This is a genomic window from Gordonia sp. NPDC057258 (assembly GCF_042668985.1).
Classification (GTDB): domain Bacteria; phylum Actinomycetota; class Actinomycetes; order Mycobacteriales; family Mycobacteriaceae; genus Gordonia; species Gordonia hongkongensis.
Genome location: NZ_JBHUXZ010000015.1, coordinates 1 through 19,626, shown reverse-complemented (window position 1 = coordinate 19,626; position 19,626 = coordinate 1). Strand labels below are relative to the sequence as shown.

20 protein-coding genes and 1 pseudogene are annotated in these 19,626 nt (G+C 67.5%); 12 read left to right on the top strand and 9 right to left on the bottom strand.

Translation table 11 applies throughout. The features are described from left to right. The first annotated feature begins 104 nt into the window (after positions 1-104). Positions 105-1,169 carry an LLM class flavin-dependent oxidoreductase gene (locus ACFUEJ_RS12740; RefSeq protein WP_388029757.1) on the top strand — a complete coding sequence of 355 codons (1,065 nt, stop codon included), beginning with the start codon at positions 105-107 and terminating at the stop codon, positions 1,167-1,169. Here ACFUEJ_RS12740 and egtD read toward each other — a convergent pair. Continuing rightward, positions 1,150-2,139, bottom strand: a complete 990-nt coding sequence (gene egtD, locus ACFUEJ_RS12735; protein WP_058251376.1) for an L-histidine N(alpha)-methyltransferase — start codon at positions 2,137-2,139, stop codon at positions 1,150-1,152. The genes ACFUEJ_RS12740 and egtD overlap by 20 nt on opposite strands. Then, positions 2,136-3,449, bottom strand: a complete 1,314-nt coding sequence (gene egtB / locus ACFUEJ_RS12730; RefSeq protein WP_058251377.1) for an ergothioneine biosynthesis protein EgtB — start codon at positions 3,447-3,449, stop codon at positions 2,136-2,138. Before egtB ends, egtD begins: the two co-directional genes overlap by 4 nt. 172 nt (positions 3,450-3,621) lie before the next feature. On the opposite strand from egtB, the pseudogene ACFUEJ_RS12725 reads away from it, so the two are divergent. Beyond that, positions 3,622-4,347, top strand: a pseudogene (locus ACFUEJ_RS12725) (Clp protease N-terminal domain-containing protein); the annotation flags it as partial. Positions 4,348-4,505: 158 nt separating this feature from the next. Here ACFUEJ_RS12725 and ACFUEJ_RS12720 read toward each other — a convergent pair. Next, on the bottom strand, positions 4,506-5,000 hold the full coding sequence (locus ACFUEJ_RS12720; protein WP_058251378.1) for a DUF5709 domain-containing protein: 495 nt from the start codon (positions 4,998-5,000) through the stop codon (positions 4,506-4,508). A 129-nt stretch (positions 5,001-5,129) separates the two neighbouring features. On the opposite strand from ACFUEJ_RS12720, the gene ACFUEJ_RS12715 reads away from it, so the two are divergent. Further along, positions 5,130-5,711, top strand: a complete 582-nt coding sequence (locus ACFUEJ_RS12715) for a hypothetical protein (RefSeq protein WP_175404303.1) — start codon at positions 5,130-5,132, stop codon at positions 5,709-5,711. A gap of 4 nt (positions 5,712-5,715) precedes the next feature. Here ACFUEJ_RS12715 and ACFUEJ_RS12710 read toward each other — a convergent pair whose 3' ends face one another. Beyond that, a complete protein-coding gene (locus ACFUEJ_RS12710) occupies positions 5,716-6,141 on the bottom strand; it encodes a DoxX family protein (RefSeq protein ID WP_058251379.1) in 426 nt (141 codons plus the stop codon). 222 nt (positions 6,142-6,363) lie between these two features. Between ACFUEJ_RS12710 and ACFUEJ_RS12705 the strand changes: the two genes are divergently transcribed. After that, positions 6,364-7,731, top strand: a complete 1,368-nt coding sequence (locus ACFUEJ_RS12705; protein ID WP_058251381.1) for a M1 family metallopeptidase — start codon at positions 6,364-6,366, stop codon at positions 7,729-7,731. An 8-nt stretch (positions 7,732-7,739) separates the two neighbouring features. After that, on the top strand, positions 7,740-9,008 hold the full coding sequence (locus tag ACFUEJ_RS12700; protein WP_058251382.1) for a hypothetical protein: 1,269 nt from the start codon (positions 7,740-7,742) through the stop codon (positions 9,006-9,008). A gap of 297 nt (positions 9,009-9,305) precedes the next feature. Here ACFUEJ_RS12700 and ACFUEJ_RS12695 read toward each other — a convergent pair whose 3' ends face one another. Further along, positions 9,306-10,160: a glycosyltransferase family 2 protein gene (locus ACFUEJ_RS12695; RefSeq protein ID WP_159369966.1), complete on the bottom strand. Its 855-nt coding sequence runs from the start codon at positions 10,158-10,160 to the stop codon at positions 9,306-9,308. A gap of 91 nt (positions 10,161-10,251) precedes the next feature. On the opposite strand from ACFUEJ_RS12695, the gene ACFUEJ_RS12690 reads away from it, so the two are divergent. Together ACFUEJ_RS12690 and ACFUEJ_RS12685 are read left to right on the top strand one after the other, a co-directional pair. Further along, positions 10,252-10,953 carry a glycosyltransferase family 2 protein gene (locus ACFUEJ_RS12690; protein WP_065630497.1) on the top strand — a complete coding sequence of 234 codons (702 nt, stop codon included), beginning with the start codon at positions 10,252-10,254 and terminating at the stop codon, positions 10,951-10,953. Positions 10,954-10,960: 7 nt separating this feature from the next. Next, positions 10,961-11,314, top strand: a complete 354-nt coding sequence (locus ACFUEJ_RS12685) for a DUF2304 domain-containing protein (RefSeq protein WP_388029749.1) — start codon at positions 10,961-10,963, stop codon at positions 11,312-11,314. Here the strand turns inward: ACFUEJ_RS12685 and ACFUEJ_RS12680 are convergent. Further along, positions 11,311-12,042, bottom strand: a complete 732-nt coding sequence (locus ACFUEJ_RS12680) for a hypothetical protein (protein WP_388029746.1) — start codon at positions 12,040-12,042, stop codon at positions 11,311-11,313. The two genes, ACFUEJ_RS12685 and ACFUEJ_RS12680, sit on opposite strands and share 4 nt — an antisense overlap. A gap of 125 nt (positions 12,043-12,167) precedes the next feature. Here ACFUEJ_RS12680 and ACFUEJ_RS12675 point away from each other — a divergent pair, with 125 nt between their 5' ends. The 3 genes from ACFUEJ_RS12675 to ACFUEJ_RS12665 all read left to right on the top strand — a co-directional run bounded on the left by ACFUEJ_RS12675 (position 12,168) and on the right by ACFUEJ_RS12665 (position 14,587). Then, positions 12,168-12,710, top strand: a complete 543-nt coding sequence (locus tag ACFUEJ_RS12675) for an EXLDI protein (RefSeq protein ID WP_388029743.1) — start codon at positions 12,168-12,170, stop codon at positions 12,708-12,710. A 132-nt stretch (positions 12,711-12,842) separates the two neighbouring features. Next, entirely contained in the window at positions 12,843-13,784 is a 942-nt protein-coding gene (locus ACFUEJ_RS12670) for an ABC transporter ATP-binding protein (RefSeq protein ID WP_388029740.1), read from the top strand. A gap of 8 nt (positions 13,785-13,792) precedes the next feature. Further along, the gene (locus ACFUEJ_RS12665) at positions 13,793-14,587 is read left to right on the top strand and encodes an ABC transporter permease (protein ID WP_058251389.1); all 795 of its coding nucleotides are present in this window, start codon (positions 13,793-13,795) and stop codon (positions 14,585-14,587) included. A 57-nt stretch (positions 14,588-14,644) separates the two neighbouring features. On the opposite strand, the gene ACFUEJ_RS12660 is transcribed toward ACFUEJ_RS12665, so the two are convergent. Further along, a complete protein-coding gene (locus ACFUEJ_RS12660; protein ID WP_068970630.1) occupies positions 14,645-15,262 on the bottom strand; it encodes a dTDP-4-dehydrorhamnose 3,5-epimerase family protein in 618 nt (205 codons plus the stop codon). Positions 15,263-15,314: 52 nt separating this feature from the next. Continuing rightward, positions 15,315-16,190, bottom strand: coding sequence for a glucose-1-phosphate thymidylyltransferase RfbA (gene rfbA, locus ACFUEJ_RS12655; RefSeq protein WP_388029736.1), 876 nt, complete (start codon positions 16,188-16,190; stop codon positions 15,315-15,317). A gap of 130 nt (positions 16,191-16,320) precedes the next feature. Here rfbA and rfbB point away from each other — a divergent pair, with 130 nt between their 5' ends. Together rfbB and galE are read left to right on the top strand one after the other, a co-directional pair. Continuing rightward, positions 16,321-17,325 carry a dTDP-glucose 4,6-dehydratase gene (rfbB, locus tag ACFUEJ_RS12650; protein ID WP_388029734.1) on the top strand — a complete coding sequence of 335 codons (1,005 nt, stop codon included), beginning with the start codon at positions 16,321-16,323 and terminating at the stop codon, positions 17,323-17,325. A gap of 182 nt (positions 17,326-17,507) precedes the next feature. Beyond that, positions 17,508-18,527, top strand: a complete 1,020-nt coding sequence (galE, locus tag ACFUEJ_RS12645; RefSeq protein ID WP_065630506.1) for a UDP-glucose 4-epimerase GalE — start codon at positions 17,508-17,510, stop codon at positions 18,525-18,527. Here galE and ACFUEJ_RS12640 read toward each other — a convergent pair. Beyond that, the gene (locus tag ACFUEJ_RS12640) at positions 18,512-19,381 is read right to left on the bottom strand and encodes a hydrolase (protein WP_205333192.1); all 870 of its coding nucleotides are present in this window, start codon (positions 19,379-19,381) and stop codon (positions 18,512-18,514) included. The two genes, galE and ACFUEJ_RS12640, sit on opposite strands and share 16 nt — an antisense overlap. Between the last annotated feature and the right edge of the window lie 245 nt (positions 19,382-19,626).

Below are 19,626 nucleotides of genomic sequence, written 5' to 3'. Positions count from 1 at the left end.
CCGTGACGAACTGGAAAGATGTTCGTGAAATCGTGTGAAAAGACCATTGCGGGCGCAATTCCTCCGATTTCGCCCCGCACGATCACAACTTCGCGAAGGGCGACATGGAATCTCACCCGGTAGGTATCGAGAAGGTCGAGCTCGGTCTCGACACGTTCGGGGACATCACCGCCGAACCCGACGGCACATTGCGCTCGGGGTCGCAGACCCTGCGCGATCTGCTCGAGCAGGCCATCCTCGCCGACACGGTCGGCGTCGACTTCCTCGGTGTCGGTGAGCATCACCGGGACGACTACGCGGTGTCGGCACCCGAGGTCGTACTCGGCGCCATCGCGGCGCGCACCACCCGGATGCGTCTCGGTTCGGCCGTCACCGTCCTGAGTTCCGATGATCCGATCCGCGTGTTCCAGCGGTTCTCGACAGTCGATGCGTTGTCGTCGGGTCGTGCCGAGGTGATCCTCGGGCGCGGGTCGTTCACCGAGTCGTTTCCGCTGTTCGGTTTCGACCTCTCCGATTACGAGGAACTGTTCAGCGACAAGCTGGCCCTGTTCGCCGAACTGCGCACCGGCCGACCGGTCTCCTGGTCGGGTTCCACGCGCAGTCCGCTGCAGTCCCAGACGGTCTACCCCGAACTCGAGAACCCTCCCCTGCCGACGTGGATCGCGGTCGGCGGCAGCCCGGAGTCGGTGGTACGTGCCGCGTCGTACGGCCTGCCGCTCATGCTCGCGATCATCGGCGGCGACCCGCTGCGCTTCAAGCCGTACGTCGATCTCTATCACCGCGCCCTGCGCGAGTTGGACAAGCCGCTATTGCCCGTCGGCGTGCACTCACCGGGACATGTCGCCGACACCGACGCGCAGGCACGTGACGCCCTATGGCCGCACTACCGCGAGTACGTCGGACGCATCGGTCGCGAACGCGGTTGGCCGCCGCCGACCCGCATCGAGTTCGAGCGGTCGACGGGACCCGGCGGCTCGCTCTACGTCGGGTCGCCCGACACCGTTGCCCGCAAGATCGCGTCGACCGTCCAAGCGCTGGGACTGAGCCGATTCGACCTGAAGTATTCGCACGGGACACTCGGCCACCCCGAGCTCATGCGCAGCATCGAACTCTATGGAACGCAGGTCATCCCGCGGGTGCGCGAACTGCTCAGCGTCGGGTCAGGGTGAGCTGGAAGTCGCCTGCGGGATCGGTCCACGCCGACACGACGGACAGTCCGGCCGACTCGAGTTCTTCCGCGAGCGCCCCGGGCTGGAACTTGGTGCTGATCTCGGTGTGGATCTCGGTTCCCGCGGGCACCCGCCACGATCGGCCCAGCACACCGAAGTACGCGTCGACGTCCCGCCGGGCGCGAAGCCACATCTCGACGCGGTGCTCGCCCGGATTCCAGCGGGCGATGTGTTCGAAGTCGTCGGCGTAGAGCCCGCGAGCGTCGAGGCCGGCACGGAGCACCTCGATCATGTTCCGGTTGAAATCGGCGGTCACACCGGCACTGTCGTCGTAGGCGGCGACGAGCCGCCCGGTGTCCTTGACGAGGTCGGTACCGAGGAGGAAGTAGTCACCCGGGGACAACGAGCCGACCATCGAACGATAGAACTCCGCGCGCGCAGCAGGATCGAAGTTGCCGATCGTGCCACCGAGGAACACCGCGAGGCGCGGGCCGTCGGCGGGCGGGAGATCCAGGTCGGGCTCGGTGAAGTCGGCGACCACGGGGACGACGTCGATCCCGGGATAGTCGACGGCGAGTACTTCGGCTGTCGTCGTGAGCATCTCGGTGCTGACGTCGACGGGGACGTAGGTCGGACGCTCACCGTCGGCGGCCGCGTCCACGAAGGCGTCGAGCAGCAGACGCGTCTTGGTCGATGTGCCCGAGCCCAGTTCGACGATGACGTCGGCACGGGTCGTCGAGGCGATCTCGGCCGACCGCGCGCGCAGGATCGCGGTCTCGCGGCGGGTGGGATAGTACTCGGGCAGACGGGTGATCTCGTCGAAGAGCTTGCTGCCGCGCTCGTCGTACAACCACTTCGTGGGGAGGACCGGCGGTTGCTGCCACAATCCCGAGAGTGCGTCCGCGGCAAGGCCCCCGATGGCCGTGTCCCCGGTGGTCGCCGTCACCGGGGTGTCGCTGTCGAGGCTCATCGGGCCAGCCGGAGTCCCGAGAAGACCCAGCGCGACGGCGCCGGGAAGAAGTTTCGGTACGTCAGTCGTTCGTGACCCACAGGCGTCACCGCGCTCGCCCCGCGCAGCACATGCTGGTCGGACATGAACTTGCCGTTGTATTCACCCACCGCGCCGTTGGCGGGCACGAAGCCGGGATAGGGCAGGTACGCACTGGCAGTCCACTCCCACACATCCCCGATCATCGCCGCACCGACGCGGCCGGGATGACATCGGTCCGGGTCGAGCAGGGCCCCGCGCTCGGTACCCAGTGAGCCGGCAGCGATCTCCCACTCGAATTCGGTGGGCAGCCGGGCCCCCGCCCAGCGGGCGTAGGCGTCGGCCTCGTAGAACGAGACGTGCAGGACGGGCTCGTCGGGCACGATCCGCCGCCGACCGGACAGGGTGTACGTCGTCCAGTCCGACGGGTCGGTGGAGCGCGCACCCGTTTCGTCGCGCCAGTATCCCGGTGCGTCCCATCCGGTCTGGCGGATGGTCGCCCACCCGTCGGACAACCAGAATTCGGCGCGCCGGTAACCGTTGTCGGCCATGAACTCCAGCCAGTCGGCGTTGGTGACCGCGCGGTCGGCTATCTCGAAGTCCTCGAGATACACCCGGTGCCGGGGGCCCTCGTTGTCGTAGGAGAATCCGCTGCCCAACGCGCCGATCTCGTTGACGCCGCCCTCGAACTGCCGCCAGCCCAACGCTTTCGCGATGCCCGGTTCGTCGGGTTCGCGATCGACGTACACCGGCCCGAACGTATTGGTGGAGAAGAGATGCTTGATGTCCATGAGCAGCAGCTCTTGGTGCTGCTGTTCGTGATTGAAGCCGAGTTCGACGAGTTCGAGTGCGGCCTCGTCGAGGTCGCCGCGCTCGAGGAGATCCACCATCGCGGCGTCGACATGCTCGCGGTAGCGGGTCACATCGCGGACACCCGGCCGCGTGACGAGACCGCGATCAGGTCGTGGATGCCGTTCTCCCACAGCCTCGTAGTAGCTGTTGAACAGGTACCGGAACGTGTCGTCGTAGACCTTGTACGCGGGGTCACGCCGCAGGATGAACTCCTCGAAGAACCAGGTGACGTGCGCCCGATGCCATTTCGCCGGGCTCGCCTCGGTCATCGACTGCGGTGTCTGGTCCTCGGGCGAAAGCCGTTCGGACAGCGTGTCGGTCAGGGCGCGGACGTCGAGGTAGCGACGCGCGACATCGGTGACGACACCGTTCGCCGGCGGGCTCTCGGCGGACCGGGTGTCTGTGGACTGGGGACGAACCGACGGTTCGGTGATGCTCACTGGATAACCTCCCGTGGCAAAGCCTGGAGCGGCCGGCGACGACTTCGCCGATCTCCGCATCCATCGTCATGACGCTTGCCGTTCCTGTCAACGCACACGCGCTTGATCGGCCTCGACGCGTCGTCGTCAACTCGGGGTTGACGCGATCAACTCGTCAACCTACGGTTGACGCATGCCCCAGAGTTCAGTCTCCATCCGCCTCGACGACCTGATCCATGCCATCCGCAAGGTCCACGACGACCCGCTGGACCAACTCTCCGACGCGGTGGTGGCCGCGCAGCACCTGGGCGACATCGCCGACAGCCTGATCGGTCACTTCGTCGACCAGGCCCGCCGCTCGGGAGCATCGTGGACCGCGATCGGCACCAGCATGGGCGTGAGCAAACAGGCCGCTCAGAAGCGGTTCGTCGACCGCGTGTCGTCCGCGGGCGAGAACGATGCACCCGGCGCGGACAACCCGTTCTCGCGTTTCACGCCCCGGGCCGCGAACGTACTGATGGCCGCGAACGCGGCAGCGGCCGCGGGCCGTGCCGAGCACGTGACCCCGGCCCACATCGCGCAGGCCCTCACGGCCGAACCGAAGTCCCTCGTGTTCCATGTGCTGCGGGACTCCGGTGTCGACGCCGACGCCTGGCGTGCGGCCATCGCGCCACTGCTCCCGGCACCGCGGGACATCGCCGACGACGAAGCAACGAGCGTGGTGCCCTACGACGACGCGTCGAAGTCGGTCCTGGAGTCGACCGTCGCTGCCGCCCTCGATCTCGGGCACAACTACATCGGCACGGAGCATCTCCTGCTCGGCTTCTTCGCCGATGGCACGCTTGCCGAGGCGTTGAGCGGGCTGGGCCTCACGGCCGACGCCGTCCGCTCGACCATCGTCGCGACGCTGGCGCAGGTATTGGAGCAGCCCGGCGCCGGGAGCGAAGCGAGCGGGCCGAATCAAACCGGCGCCGGGAGCGAAGCGAGCGGACCGAATCAAACCGGCGCCGGGAGCGAAGCGAGCGGGCCTAATCAAACCGGCGCCGGGAGCGAAGGGAGCGGGCCGAACCAGACCGACTAGTCCGAATCGGAGATGTAGTGCACCGCAGCCTCTTCCGCGGAGGCTCCGGCGCCGTCGATCCCGGCGTCCTCGGCGACGGCGTCCGACTCGGTGTCGATACCTGATCCGGCGTCCGGGGCGATGAGACGTCCGGCGCGGCGGTCCCCGACCTCGTCGTCTTCCTCGAACTCGTCGTCACGATCGGAATCGTGTGCGCGCCAGTCGGTCCGCGCACGTTCCTCGGCGGTGATCTCGTCGAGCGGATCGACCGCTCCGACGTCGGGTTCCTCTTCGGCCAGCCGCTCGTCGAGCGTCTCGCCCTCGGCCTGTTCCCGGGAGGTCAGCCCGTGGACGGCACCCTTGGGCGCATAGTCGGGCGGTGAGTACCCCTCGTCGAGGACGTCGTCGACGCCGCGGTCGTCCAGAGTGTCCTCCGGCTGCAGTTGGTCGTCCTCGTCCAGGCTGTACTCGCCGTCCGAACCCTCCGGAGTGCTACCGATGTCGTCCTTCATCCTTGCCACGATGCCAGCCCGCCGGGAGTCCCGCCAGGACGACCCGATGGTGTTACCTGGCCGGCCGGTGTCGGTCGTGCTCACCCGGTTCGGCCGAATCGCCGATGCCGGGGTGCCGGATCGGCGACAATGTCGAGGGTGATCGAGGAAATGCAGGCCGAGGCCCGGGCGCTGCTCTCGGCCGGTGAATACGACCACGCGCTGGCCGAGTTCTCCGTGCTCCGCGAGATCAGGTCGCGCCGCGAGGGACCGTATTCGGTGATGTACCTGTCCAATCTGCACGACTGCGTCCGCTGCATGTCCCATCTCATGCTGTGGTCCGACGCCAGCCACCTGTGTCGTGAACTGCACGGCAAGTACGTGCGCACGCACGGGCGCGCCGAAGCCGACACGGTCGACGTCGCGAAGCACTGGGCCTGGGCGCTCGTGCACCTGCACGACTATTCGCCGGCCGTCCGGTTGTACCTGCTGACCGCCGACGCGCTCTGGGAGTCCGATCCCGCCCAGGCGCAACGTCTGCTCGGCGCGGCGGTGGTCCACCGGCACGACACCGATCCCCTCGCGCTGATCTCGCCGGGGCTCATCGACGGTGTCGGACTCCGTCATGCCGACGAGGAACGGGAACTGCTCACGCGCCTGGTCGAGAGGTTGGCCGATGGTGGCGGCGCTCCGGCGAGCGCGGCCACCATCGACGGTCTGGCTCTGGTGTGAGCCGTCAGACGACGTCTCGGCGTCGGCGTCGCATGATGTAGCTGTCGGCGCCCATCCGGCCGGCCGACGTGTAGCCGACGGCCAGCAGGCCCGCGATCAGCGCGAGCGGCCACTCGTAACCGCCGTCCATGTTCCAGAACCCGGCGTCCCAGTGCACGAACACGATCGCGCCGATCATGTCGGCGATCAGCAGGGTCGCGACGATCGGCAGCAGCAGTCCGAGGATCAGCAGGATGCCGCCGATCAGCTCGACCCATGTCGCGTAGTACGCGGCGAGCTCCGGGTAGGGGATGTCCATGCCGGCCGGGCCGAATGCCGCCTTGGTGGCGTCCATACCCTGGGTGACCAGCTTCTGCCACCCGTGGGCGATGAAGATGATGCCGAGTATCAGGCGCGCGAGAAACTGCGCCACACTACCGAATCCGCTCATTCCGCACTCCTCGTATCGATCGGGCGGGCCGGCCGTGCCGCCGCCAGGTACTCTCTCAGTGTCCGGGACAGCATCGCCCCGTCGCGGGTGAACAGCCGAATCGAGACGTCACCACCGAACCGCAACCGCTTCGTGACCGGTCGCAGCGCGTCGCCGACGCGACTCGTCGAGGCGCGCCGCCGCACGTCAGCCCGCCGGGGCAGAACGGAGTAGGAGTCGAGAGTGCCGGGAAAGTCTGGGCTGGGTTCACGTGGCAACTCCGGGCAACCCGTGCTGGGGGCACCCGCCGACGTCCTCGATACATATCTGCCCGACAACGGCAATCTGGGCTATCGCATCTCTCGATACGATCTGGAACTCGAGTACAAGGTGTCGAGCAATCGACTCGAGGGCACCGCGATCCTGACCGCGACGTCGTACGCCGAGCTCAAGCGTTTCACCCTCGACCTGGCGAGCTCGCTGTCGGTGCAACGGGTGTCGGTCAACGACAAGCGCGCCCGCTACTCGCATCGTCGGCACAAGCTGACCATCACCCCCGACACTCCACTCCCCCCGGGCGGGGCGATGACCGTCACCGTCCGGTACCACGGCAGTCCGCATCCGATCCGCGGCCCGTGGGGTGAGGTCGGTTGGGAGGAACTGACCGACGGCTCGCTCTGTGCGAACCAGCCCAACGGGGCGGCGTCGTGGTTCCCCTGCGACGACCACCCGAGCGCCAAGGCGCCGTACCGGATCTCGATCACCACCGACAGCCCGTATCACGCGCTCGCCAACGGCGTCCTGGAGTCCAAGCGGGTCCGCGCCGCGCAGACCACCTGGGTCTACGAGCAGGTGGAACCGATGCCCACCTACCTGGCGTCGATCCAGATCGGTCAGTACAAGCAGATCTCGTTGGCGTCCAAACCGATTCCGGTCTCGGGCCTCGTCCCCTCGCGACTCGAGGAGAACTTCGGGGTCGATTTCGGTCAGCAGACCGAGATGATGGCGGCGTTCGTCGAGATGTTCGGGCCGTATCCGTTCCCCCGGTACACCGTCGTGGTCACCGACGACGAACTCGAGATCCCCATCGAGGCACAGAGTTTCTCCACCTTCGGGGCCAATCACTGCGACGGCAGCCGGCACGCGGAGCGGTTGATCGCCCACGAGCTCGCGCATCAGTGGTTCGGCAATTCGGTGACCGCGGCCCGCTGGCGCGACATCTGGCTCCACGAGGGTTTCGCCTGTTACGCCGAATGGCTGTGGAGTCAGCACTCGGGCGGCCGCAGCGCCGACGAATGGGCGCGTCACTACTACGCGAAACTCGAATCGTCGCCGGTGCGTGTGCCACTCGCCGATCCCGGTCCGCGCAAGATGTTCGACGACTGGATCTACAAACGCGGCGCACTCACCCTGCACGCACTGCGGCTGACCATCGGTGACGGCGACTTCTTCGCGCTGCTGCAGCGGTGGACCGACAAGTATCGGTACGGCTCGGTGACCACCGAGGACTTCATGGCACTCGCCGCCACCCACTCGTCGAAGCCGCTCAAGGATCTCTGGGACGACTGGCTGTTCACGCCCGAGTTGCCGCCGTTCCCAGGTCCTTCCTGATCCGTTCGATGACGACCGATCCGACGACGCCGGGTCCGGACGCCGGTTCGGCAGGCGACACCGACGCACGTTCACTGGGCCGGGTCACGATGGCGACGATCGTCGCGGCCGCGTCGGGGTATGTCGTCCTGCTCTTGGCGGCCAGGCATCTCGGGGCCGTCGGTTACGGCGTGTTCGCCGTGTTCTGGGCTGCCTACGGCCTGGTGACCGGGGCGCAGAACGGGCAACTGCAGGAGACGACGCGGGCGGTCCGGACCGCCGCATCGGAGGGGCTCGCCCGGTCGCGCCCGTTGCTGGTCAACGCGGGCATCGGGCTCGGCCTGGCCGTTCTGGTCGTCGCGACGTCACCGTTGTGGAGCTCACGGGTGTTCACCGCGGATCGCGGCCTGTCGGTGCTGCTGCTCGCCGTCGGCGTGGCGAGCTTCGCGGTGTACGCGCACCTGTGCGGAGCGTTGTCGGGGCGGCTGGACTGGTCGTCGTTCGCGGTGCTGCTGTCGGTCGACGCGCTGATCCGGCTCGCTGGTGCCGGTGTCGCGGTGGCGGCCGGCTGGGGCGTCACCGCGTTCCTGGTCGTCACCGTCGTCGGGTCGGTGTCGTGGTGCCTGCTGCTCGTGGTGTCGGCCTCGGCCCGCCGTGCGATCGGCGTCGCCGGCGACGTCGCGCCCCGACGTCTGACGGGCAACACCCTGACCGCGATGGCCGCCGCCGCCGCGAGCGCCGTCCTCGTCATGGGTTTTCCCGTGCTCATCAACCTGACCACCGACCTGCGTGGCGGCCCCGACGCCGACGACGTCCGGACGATCGGCGCGCTGATCCTCGCCGTCACCCTGACCCGCGCACCACTACTGGTGCCGCTCAACAGCTTTCAGGGTGTGCTGATCTCGAGGTTCGTCGACCGCCGGGACCACCGCCTCGCCGCGCTGGGTGCTCCCCTCGGGATCGTCGCCGCGGTCGGTGGCGTCGGGGTGACGGCCGCGTGGCTGGTGGGCCCGTGGTTGCTGCGATCGGTGTTCGGCGCCGACTTCGATCTCGACGGTGTGGTCGTGGCGATGCTGACGCTCGGCGCGACGTGCCTGGCGCTGCTGACGGTGACCGGCGCCGCCGCGATCGCCGCGGGCGCCCACCGCTGGTACGCGGCCGGATGGTGGGTGTCGACCCTGGTCGCGATCGCGATGTTGTTGCTGCCGCTCGACGTCGCGACCCGGACCTGCGTCGCCCTCGTCGTCGGACCCCTGGTCGGCCTCGGCGTGCATCTCGTCGGGGTGCTGCGGGCCTGACCCTTCGTGACGCTCGCAAGCTCGCTCCTCAGGGAGCAGGGGGTCGGCTCGCAAGCTCGCTCCTCAGTACCTGCGGCCTCGCGGCCGTCGTTGACCGAAAGAACCGCATACCCCCTGCTCCCTGAGGTGCGAGGAGCGCAAGCGACGAGCCTCGAAGGGCTGGTGAGGCGCGCTACGAGCCCTTCGAGGCTCGCTTCGCTCGCACCTCAGGGAGCAGGGGTTAAGCTCGCTTCGCCCGCACCTCAGGGAGCAGGGGTTGGGCTCGCTTCACACGCACCTCGAGGAGCGGGGGCGCTCCTAGCTCCCGGCCGAACCCCGCAACCGGCCGACCCCCGCCCCGACGCGAGCCGAGAGGTGGTTCAGCCTCGACGTCGCGTGCCACCTGGCGGCGCGTGCCGCCTTCGGCCAGCCGTGCGCCTCGCAACGCTGCGCTTCGTCGGCGAAGAATCGGTTCTCCTCGGCGAACCGCCGACCGTCGACGGCCTGCACGGAACTCACCGAGGCGCGGTGCCTGCGGTAGGAGAAGACCACCTCGGGGTCGTAGACCAGCGATCCGCCGGCACTCGCGAGGTCGACGAGGAGTGCGAGATCGAGGACGATCTCGAGTCCGGGCCGGAACCCGACCTCACGGACGGCGGCGGTCCGCCACAACAGGGACGGGAAATAGGTCCAGTTTCCGTGGTACAGCGAGGTGGCCAACCGTTCCCCGGACAGCACGGTCGCCCGCGGCGGCGCGAGAACCGACTTGATCCGGTCGCCGAGCGGCGTGACCGGTTGCCCGTTCTCGTCGATGACGTCGACGCCGGGCGCGATGACCGCGGCGTCGGGATGGTGGCGGGTCATCGTACGGACGGTGGCGAGGTAGGCGCGGTGCATCACGTCGTCGCACCCCATGACCACGAACCAGTCGGCGGTGACCAGCTCGACGCAGCGCCGGAAGTTCCCGTTCACACCGAGGTTGGTCTCGTTGCGGAGGTACTGGACCCGGGCGTCGCCGAGCGACTCCAGCCATTGCCGCGGCGTCGGATCCGGGTAGCAGTCGTCGACGACGACGAGCCGAAGGTCCGGGTCGTCTTGGTCGAGCACACTGGTGACGGCTTGCCGGAACTGGGCGACGTCGCCGTAGAACGGCATCATCACGTCGATCGTCACCGCACAAGACTAACCAGGTCCGATCACCACGCGGCCCCCGAGGCGTGCCGGGCGGCAGACCCCGCGCGGAAGCGGGTTAGGGTTGTTGACCATGGCCGACCCCAGTACCAACGCCGACGTGTGGCTGGTGGTACCCGTTTTCAACGAGGGCCAGGTGATCCGCGAGGTGGCGGCCAAGGCCCGCGAGACGTTTCCCAACATCGTCTGCGTCGACGACGGCAGCTCGGACAACTCGGCCGAGGAGATCCGGGCCGCCGGGGTGCATCTGGTTCGGCACCCGGTGAACCTCGGTCAGGGCGCCGCGATCCAGACCGGCGTCGAGTACGCGCGTCGCCGGCCGGGGGCACGGTTCTTCGTGACCTTCGACGCCGACGGACAGCACCGGGTCGACGACGTGTCGGCCATGATCGAGCGCTTACGACGCGAGCCGGTCGACATCATCGTCGGGACCCGCTTCGCCGACGGTCGCAGCGAATCGGTTCCGATCCTGCGCCGGATGGCGTTGCGCACCATCGTGTTCCTGAGCCCGCGCACTCGTCGCCTCGGATTGTCAGACGCGCACAACGGACTTCGGGCGTTCAACAAGACCGTGGCCGATCAGCTCGACCTGCTCATGAGCGGGATGAGCCACGCGTCGGAGTTCATCGCGCTCATCGATCACCACCGGTGGCGGGTGGCCGAACAACCGGTGACGATCCTCTACACCGACTACTCGCGGGCGAAGGGACAGTCGCTGATCAACGGGGTCAACATCGTCGCCGACGGCCTGTTCCACACCCGGATGAGGAAGTGATGCCACGATGATCTGGTTCCAGATCCTCGCGATCCTCGGTCTGGTCGCGCTCGTCGGGTTCTTCGTGGTGAACCGGGGCACGGCCCGCGCGTCGGCAGGCGTGAAGCTGCTGTTCGTCGCGTTCATCGGCTTCGGCCTCTACGCGATGCTGCGGCAGGACGACGTCACATGGGTGGCCAACAAGATCGGCATCCAACGCGGCCTCGACCTGGTCCTGTTCCTGCTGGTCATCGCATTCGCCTTCACGACGGTGTCGACGTATCTGCGGTTCCGCGACCTGGAGGTCAAGTACGCGCGGCTGGCCCGCGCGATCGCGCTGCAGGACGCGGAGCGCGAGAACCATTCCGGAACGGCCGACTAGCTCCGGACCGTCATCGACTGCGCCGCAGCCCTCCCCGACTCCGGCCGATCGTTCGCACCTTCGGCGGCGGAACGGCTTTCGGCGGCGGCCACCTGGAACATGGTGGCGACGATGGAGGCGTACAACACCAGCTCGCCGAAATTGCCGAGCCAGAGAATCGACGTGCCCGCGGCCGCGGTGAACAGCATCGTCACCGAGCCGAGCAACAGCCAGAGCGACCGCACCTGACGCCACGCGGTCATCCCGATCGCGATGAGGATCAGCACGGTGCCCAGTGCGGGGACCGGCGGGCCGGCAGCGGCGGCGTTGGCGTACCGCAGCGCATCACCGTCGGTCGCCGGCGTCAGCTCCAGCGCCACGAAGCACTCGACGATCCCGACGACCACCAACGCGGCGACGAGAACGGCCCCGACCACGACCACCGGGCGACTCCACCGCACACCCAGACGCCAGGCCAGCACGGCGGCGGCAACGACTATCAACGGAGTCATCAGCCCATGAATCCAGAAGCGGGGCAGATTGATCGCGTACAGGAGGTCACCGAAGCCGACGAACCGTCCCACCGCAACCGCCATGTTGTCGAATGTCACTGCCACGCCCAGCAAGACCACCAACCAGGTCACGGCCCCACCCGACCGCCTCAGGCGGAACGCACACGCGGTCAACGCGATCATCCCCAGCCCTATCGCGGCCATGATCGCCGAATTTCCCATCAGTCCAGTGAGCATCAGCTTGCCACCTCCCATCGCTCAGCTTACTGAACGATTCGGAGCCGTCACCCTTCCGGACTGCCCCCCGGACGCAGTTTCGCCAACCCCTTGCGTCTACGTATACATCTACATATAATTACCGCATGCCCAACAAGACCATCTACGTCTCCGACGAGGACCTCAAAGTCCTCGAACGCGCTCAACAGGTGTCGGGAGGCAATCTCTCCGGCGCAGTCGTGGAGGCATTGCGCGCGTACGTGCGGGCGGCCGACTACCGCGACGCCGGCTACGACGAGGTCGTCCTGCGCGACGGTCCCGACGGAGTGCGTCGTAAACGGTTCTTCGGCAGACTCCTCGCCGAGGAGACCGAGTACGACGAAACCACCGGCAATGCAACCAAATTGACCGCATACGAAGGGCGGACCGGCAAGATCGTCCTCGCGGTCCACCACGTCGACTGGGCGAACTACGGGGTGACACATCGCCAGAAGACCGGTAACTGGCTGAAAGACCTGACCGGCCTTCCCAGTGTCCGCAGCCTGTTCACCGCCGATCTACCCGACTGGGGTGACTACCGCGTCGACATCGTCGACTCTCCCGACCAGCTCAAACCGCTTGTCCCCGAACGCTTCTACACACGTACCGCCGCCGCCCTCCGACCCGAGGTCGAAGACCTGGACGTGTGAACCCCACCCGACCGCACCGCTAGAACCACCGAGTACTTCCCGGCGACGTCCATCAGGGACGGTCGTCTACCCACACATGCATATATGCGCATGAGTTTATTTATTGATCCATCAACCACTGGGAGCACGATCATGACAACAACCGCCATCCGCGCCTCCGGACTCACGAAGTCCTTCGGCGACCACACCGTCCTCGACGGTATCGATCTCGACGTACCGGCGGGCACGGTGTTCGCCCTGCTCGGACCCAACGGCTCCGGGAAGACGACCACCGTGAAGATTCTGTCCACGTTGTCGCAACAGGACGCTGGTGAGGTGGAGGTCGCCGGACTCGATCCGCGGACCGACCGCGCCGAGATCTGCGCGCAGATCGGCCTGACCGGGCAGTTCGCCGCCGTCGACACGTTGCTGACCGGGCGGGAGAACCTCACCATGGTCGCCCGCCTGCGACATCTCTCGCAAGCGGCGACCCGCGAACGGGTCGACCGGTTGCTGCGCGACTTCGACCTCACCGACGCCGCGGACCGTCGGGTCGCCGAATACTCCGGCGGTATGACCAGGCGCCTCGACCTGGCCATGACTTTGGTGGGCGAACCGTCGATCATCTTTCTCGACGAGCCGACGACCGGACTCGATCCACGGTCCCGCCGCGCGGTCTGGGACACCGTCCGCGGTCTCGTCGCCGGCGGCACCACCATCTTCCTCACCACGCAGTACCTCGAGGAAGCGGATCACCTCGCGGACCGGATCGCTGTGCTCGACCGCGGCCGCATCGTGGCCGAGGGGACGGCGGCCGAACTGAAGCGTCTCGTGCCGGGCGGATACATCCGGATCGACTTCACGAACGCCGACGACCTCGAACGGGCGCGGTCGCAGTTCCCCTCGGCGGTCGACACCCCGGGCGAGAACACCCTCGCCGTCCCCGGTGGCGCCGGGGTCGGCGCTGTCCGCGGCGTGCTCGCCACCCTCGACGACGCCCGGATCGACGCTGCCGGGATCTCGGTCCACACACCGGATCTCGACGACGTCTTCCTCACCATCACCGGCCGCACCGCCGCTACCACCGCCAACTAGGAGAAGTCATGACCACCACGCTCGACCACACCCTGTCCGACTCCGCGGTGATGGTGCGCCGCAACCTGATCCGGCTACGGCGCTACCCCACGATGATGTTCTCCACGATTGCGATGCCGGTCGTGATCCTGCTGATGATGACCTACTTCTTCGGCGGTGCCATCGAGAGCGCCCTCGCCGCGGACGGACCGCTGGACGGCAAGTACATCAACTATCTTCTCCCCGGCCTACTGCTCTTCGTGCCGTCGTTCCTGACGGTGGCGGTTGCGGTCTCGGTCAATCAGGACGTCACCGAGGGCATCATCAATCGGTTGCGATCACTGGCAACTCCGCCGACAGCGATCCTGGCCGGACACTTCGTCGGCGCCCTCATCCAAGGTGTGGTCGCGGTCTGCTTCCTGCTCGCAGTCGCGTTCGCGATGGGCTTCCGTGCCGACGCAAGCCTTCTCGACTGGTTCGCGGCCGGCGGACTGCTCCTGCTACTGACCGCCGGCCTCGTGTGGATCGCGGTTGCCATGGGCGTCGTCGCGCCGAATCCGGAGAGTGCGAGCAACATGCCGCTGCCGCTGCTGTTCCTGCCCTATCTGGGCAGTGGGCTGGTCCCGACCGACAGCATGCCCAACGGTGTCCGCCAGTTCGCCGAGTACCAGCCGTTCAGTCCCATCGCCGACACGCTGCGCGGACTCCTCATGGGTCTCGACATCAGTGATCGCTGGCCGTGGGCGCTGGGATGGTGCGTGGTGTTCCTGGTGGTCGGCTACTTCTGGGCGGTCACCGCGTTTCGGCGATCCACTACCGGCTGACGCTTCCCGCCCTGCGACGTGTACGGCTCGCGCCGTGCACGTTTCGGCGTTCGCGCCTCAGTCCCGCAGCGAACCCAGGAAGTCGGCCACCTCGTCGTGGTTCGGCAGCAGACCCGACTCGCGCGCCTCGGTGAGCCCCGGTGCCGCGGTGTCCTTCGGCGAGAGTTCGAACTCCAGCGGCGAACCGTCCCGGGCGTGCGTCGGCCATTCGATACCCAATTCCGGATCAAGCGGGTTGATGCCGTGCTCACCCGTCGGGTTGTATCCGGTGGAACAGAGGTAGGTCACGGTCGAATTGTCGGCGAGCGCGCAGAACGCGTGGCCGAGACCCTCGGACAGGTAGACCGCACGACGATCCACGTCATCGAGCAGGACGGTGTCGTAGGTACCGAAAGTGGGTGAGCCGACGCGGATGTCGACGATGACGTCGAGAATCGCCCCGGTGGGGCAGGTGACGTATTTCGCCTGCCCGGGCGGGACGTCGGCGAAGTGCACGCCGCGCAGCACCCCGGCCGCGGACACCGAGAGATTCACCTGCGCGAGGTCGAAGCGGTGGCCGATGGTCTCGGCGATCACGTCGGCCTTGAACGCCTCGGCGAACAACCCACGGGCATCGCCGTGTTGGACCGGGGTGAACTCCCACGCTCCGTCGATGGCGAGCGGGCGGACCTTCATGCGGACACCTTTCCCAGAGTCGGTCGTCGGACATGCGCCTCGGGGGCGGCGCTTAGAAACCCTTGCCCCGCTGCAACAGTTCGAGCAGGTAGTCACCGTAACCCGACTTGCGGAGTTTGTCGGCACGAGCCCGCAACTCCTCGTCGGAGAGATAGCCTTGCCGCCACGCGATCTCTTCTGGGACAGCGATTTTGAGTCCCTGGCGTTGTTCGACGGTGCGGACGAAGTTGCCGGCGTCGAGGAGGCTGTCGAACGTGCCGGTGTCGAGCCACGCCGTGCCGCGCGGCAGGACGGTGACCGACAGTTTGCCGCGGTCGAGGTAGTGGGCGTTGACGTCGGTGATCTCGTATTCGCCGCGGGCGCTGGGCCGCAGGTTCCGGGCGATGTCGACGACATCGTTGTCGTAGAAGTACAGACCGGGCACCGCGAAGTTCGACTTCGGTTGTGCCGGTTTCTCTTCCAGCGAGATGGCGGTGCCGTCGGCGTCGAAGTCGACCACCCCGTAGGCCTCCGGGTTGGCGACCCAGTAGGCGAACACCGCGCCGCCGTCGACGTTCTCGAAACCCTGCAACCGGCTGCCGAGTCCGGGGCCGTAGAAGATGTTGTCGCCGAGGACGAGAGCAACCGAGTCGGTACCGATGTGGTCGGCGCCGAGGACAAAGGCCTGCGCGAGTCCGTCCGGGGAGGTCTGGGTCTTGTAGGTGAGGTCGATGCCGAACTGGTCGCCGTTGCCGAGCAGGTTCTCGAAGGCCGGGGCGTCGTGCGGGGTGGTGATGATCAGGATGTCGCGGATCCCGGCCAGCATGAGCGTCGAGAGCGGGTAATAGATCATCGGCTTGTCGTAGACCGGGACGAGTTGCTTGCTCACCCCCTGCGTGATGGGGTGCAGCCGCGTGCCCGTACCGCCGGCCAGGATGATCCCTTTCATGGCGATCAGGGTAATGCCCGCGGCCTTTCGCGACGGCACGCGAGTCGCACCGCTGCGCTCACCCGAGGCGAGCAGGTCAGCTGCTCGGTAGAGTGACTGCGACCATCGACCTCGACGAAAGGCGCCGCGCGTGCGTGTTCTCGTGACCGGGGGTGCCGGGTTCATCGGCGCCAACTTCGTGCTGCGCACCCTGACGACCCGCCCCGACGTCTCGATCCGGGTCCTGGACAAACTCACCTACGCCGCCAACCCCGACACCCTCGCCCCGGTCGCCGACCGCGTCGAACTCATCGAGGGCGACATCACCGACGCCGCCCTGGTCGGCCGACTCGTCGCCGACGCAGACCTCGTCGTGCACTTCGCCGCCGAATCCCACAACGACAACTCCCTGGCCGACCCGTCGGCGTTCGTCTCCACCAACCTCGTGGGCACCTACACCCTGCTCGAAGCCGTCCGCGCCCACCAGGTGCGCTACCACCACATCAGCACCGACGAGGTCTACGGCGACCTCGATCTAGACGACCCGGCCCGCTTCACCGAACAGACCGCCTACAACCCGTCGAGCCCCTACTCCTCGACCAAAGCCGGCAGCGACCTGCTCGTGCGCGCCTGGGTCCGCTCCTTCGGCGTGGCCGCGACCATCTCCAACTGCTCCAACAACTACGGCCCGTACCAGCACATCGAGAAGTTCATCCCCCGCCAGATCACCAACGTGCTCTCCGGGGTGCGCCCCAAGCTCTACGGCGACGGCCGCAACGTCCGCGACTGGATCCACGTCGACGACCACAACGACGCCGTGTGGACCATCATCGACCGCGGCCAGATCGGCGAGACCTACCTCATCGGCGCCGACGGCGAGGTCGACAACCGCACCGTCGTGGAAACCATCCTCGAACTCCTCGACCAGCCCGCCGACGCCTTCGACTTCGTCACCGACCGCCCCGGCCACGACCGCCGCTACGCCATCGACTCCACCCGCCTGCGCACCGAACTCGGCTGGACCCCCAACTACCTCGACTTCCGCGCCGGCCTCGCCGCCACCATCGACTGGTACCGCGACCACCCCGGCTGGTGGCAACCCGCCAAGGAAGCCGTCGAACAGAAGTACGCCACCACCGAACGCGTCACCGGCTGACCGGCACCTCCGCTGATCGAGCCGGCCCCTCCGCTGGTTAAGCCGACACCTCCGCTGGTTGACCCGGCCCCCCGCTGGTTGAGCCGGCCCCGAGCGAAGCGAGGCGCCGAGTCGAAGCCACCTGGTGACCTCCATGCAGTCCACTTGGCCCATTCCCAGGGTCGCCGCTTACGGTGGTCGTCATGCGCGTACTCGTGAGCGGAGGAGCGGGCTACATCGGCTCGCACACCGTCATCCAATTGGTCTCGGCCGGACACGACGTCGTCATCGTCGACGATTTCAGCAACGCCAAGCCGGCCGTCGTCGGCCGGCTCGAGGCACTGACCGACCGTTCCATCCCCGTCCACGCCTTCGACCTCGCCGACGTCGACAAGACCGAACACTTCTTCGCCCACGAGGACATCGACGCGGTCATCCACTTCGCGGGGTTCAAGGCGGTAGGCGAGTCGGTGGCCAAGCCGCTCGACTATTACCAGAACAACCTCGGCACCACGTTCGCCCTGCTCCGCGCGATGGAGCGCCACGACGTGCACACGCTGGTGTTCTCGTCGTCGGCAACGGTCTACGGCGCCGAGCCACAGTTGCCGATGACCGAGGACCTACCCACGTCGGCGACCAACCCGTACGGCTGGACCAAGGTGATGATCGAGCAGATCCTGCGCGATGTCGCCGCCAGTTCGGACGTGTGGCGCATCGCGGCACTGCGGTACTTCAATCCGGTGGGCGCGCATCCGAGCGGGCAGATCGGCGAGGACCCGTCGGGCATTCCGAACAACCTGATGCCGTTCGTCGCGCAGGTCGCGGTCGGCCGGCGCGAGAAGCTGGCGGTCTTCGGCAACGACTACGACACCCCCGACGGCACCGGCGTGCGCGACTACATCCACGTCGACGACCTGGCCGCCGGCCACGTCGCGGCCCTCGACCGCATCAGCACCGGCGAGACCGGCATGTCGACCTGGAATCTCGGTACGGGGCAAGGTGTTTCCGTCTTGGAGGTCGTGCACGCGTTCGAGAAGGCCAGTGGGCGCCCCATCCCCTACGAGGTCGCCCCGCGGCGGGCCGGCGACATCGCCGCGTCCTACGCCGATCCGACCCGGGCGAACGACGACCTGAACTGGCACGCCGCCAAGACAATCGACGACATGTGCGCCGACACCTGGCGCTGGCAGTCGGGCAACCCGAAGGGCTACCCGGACGCCTGACTCGAACCGGCAGGTCCTCGGGCCGGCGCGTGCGGATCGTCGGGATCGACGATCGAGTCGGTGACCCAGCCGATGTAGCGCCGCGCCGAACTGTCCACCACGTCCCGGGCGTTCTCGGCCACGACGACACCGAACGCGTCGTAGAGCCGGTCGAACCGAAGTTCGTTCACCCGGTCGACGATGTGGCGGACGAGCCGCGGTGACAGCGGGATCATGTTCGGGTAGCTGCGCATGAAGGTCACCATGCCGGATTGCATCACGCCCTTGATGGTGTCGCCGGTCAGCACCGCACCCCGGCCGTCGGCGGCGTCGGGAAGGTGTAGCACCGCGCTGCCGGGGAAATGACCGCCGCACTGGACGAGTCGCACCCCGCCGAGGACTTCGGTGGTGTCCGACCAGAAGCGCACGACGGGGTCGGGTCGGGTGACCCATCGCCGGTCGGAGTCGTTGTAGTACACCGGAACTCGACCGAATCGATGACTGAGCGAGACGCTCGCGCCCACCAGATGGGGGTGACTCGCGGCGATGGCGGCGACCCCGCCGTGCTGCTCCAGCCAGTCGACGAGGGACGGCCCGAGGAAACCCGGCGGTTCCCAGAGGATGTTCCCGTCGGGAGTCGCGACGAGCAGGGCACGCTGCCCGATCCCCACGGAGGGTTGCACCGTCAGCGCGGTCAGACCGGGCTCCAGTTCGTGGGCGGTCAGCGCGTTGTCGGCGGTCTCGTCGAGCGGAGTCCAGCTGGGACCGCTGACCGGAAGCCACTGCCGGTCGTCGTCGCAGATCGGGCACATCGCGGGCGGCGTCTCGCCCGGCGGGAACTCGTTGGCGCAGAAGACACACATCCAGGGCCGCATGTCCCGACGCTAGCCCGTGCCCGCTCGTCGAACGGGGTGAATGGCCGCCCTCGCTCCGTGAGGTGCGAGACGCGACCCCACTGCTCCCCGAGGAGCGAGACGCGGCCCCACTGCTTCCGAGGAGCAAGACGCGGCCCCACTGCTCCCTAAGAGCCTGCTGAATTAGGGTCCAGCCTGGGTTGAGGTTCCTGCTGCGGGGATGTGTCGGTTCCGGGGTGTGGTCGTGGTGATCGATCTAGGTGGGG

Bases quoted from the DNA above. Each gene is read 5' to 3' on its own strand.
- ACFUEJ_RS12740 (WP_388029757.1), top strand. From the start codon at position 105: ATGGAATCTCACCCGGTAGGTATCGAGAAGGTCGAGCTCGGTCTCGAC.
- egtD (WP_058251376.1), bottom strand. From the start codon at position 2,139: ATGAGCCTCGACAGCGACACCCCGGTGACGGCGACCACCGGGGACACG.
- ACFUEJ_RS12720 (WP_058251378.1), bottom strand. From the start codon at position 5,000: ATGAAGGACGACATCGGTAGCACTCCGGAGGGTTCGGACGGCGAGTAC.
- ACFUEJ_RS12715 (WP_175404303.1), top strand. From the start codon at position 5,130: ATGTCGAGGGTGATCGAGGAAATGCAGGCCGAGGCCCGGGCGCTGCTC.
- ACFUEJ_RS12710 (WP_058251379.1), bottom strand. From the start codon at position 6,141: ATGAGCGGATTCGGTAGTGTGGCGCAGTTTCTCGCGCGCCTGATACTC.
- ACFUEJ_RS12700 (WP_058251382.1), top strand. From the start codon at position 7,740: ATGACGACCGATCCGACGACGCCGGGTCCGGACGCCGGTTCGGCAGGC.
- ACFUEJ_RS12690 (WP_065630497.1), top strand. From the start codon at position 10,252: ATGGCCGACCCCAGTACCAACGCCGACGTGTGGCTGGTGGTACCCGTT.
- ACFUEJ_RS12685 (WP_388029749.1), top strand. From the start codon at position 10,961: ATGATCTGGTTCCAGATCCTCGCGATCCTCGGTCTGGTCGCGCTCGTC.
- ACFUEJ_RS12680 (WP_388029746.1), bottom strand. From the start codon at position 12,042: ATGCTCACTGGACTGATGGGAAATTCGGCGATCATGGCCGCGATAGGG.
- ACFUEJ_RS12675 (WP_388029743.1), top strand. From the start codon at position 12,168: ATGCCCAACAAGACCATCTACGTCTCCGACGAGGACCTCAAAGTCCTC.
- ACFUEJ_RS12670 (WP_388029740.1), top strand. From the start codon at position 12,843: ATGACAACAACCGCCATCCGCGCCTCCGGACTCACGAAGTCCTTCGGC.
- ACFUEJ_RS12665 (WP_058251389.1), top strand. From the start codon at position 13,793: ATGACCACCACGCTCGACCACACCCTGTCCGACTCCGCGGTGATGGTG.
- ACFUEJ_RS12660 (WP_068970630.1), bottom strand. From the start codon at position 15,262: ATGAAGGTCCGCCCGCTCGCCATCGACGGAGCGTGGGAGTTCACCCCG.
- rfbA (WP_388029736.1), bottom strand. From the start codon at position 16,190: ATGAAAGGGATCATCCTGGCCGGCGGTACGGGCACGCGGCTGCACCCC.
- galE (WP_065630506.1), top strand. From the start codon at position 17,508: ATGCGCGTACTCGTGAGCGGAGGAGCGGGCTACATCGGCTCGCACACC.
- ACFUEJ_RS12640 (WP_205333192.1), bottom strand. From the start codon at position 19,381: ATGCGGCCCTGGATGTGTGTCTTCTGCGCCAACGAGTTCCCGCCGGGC.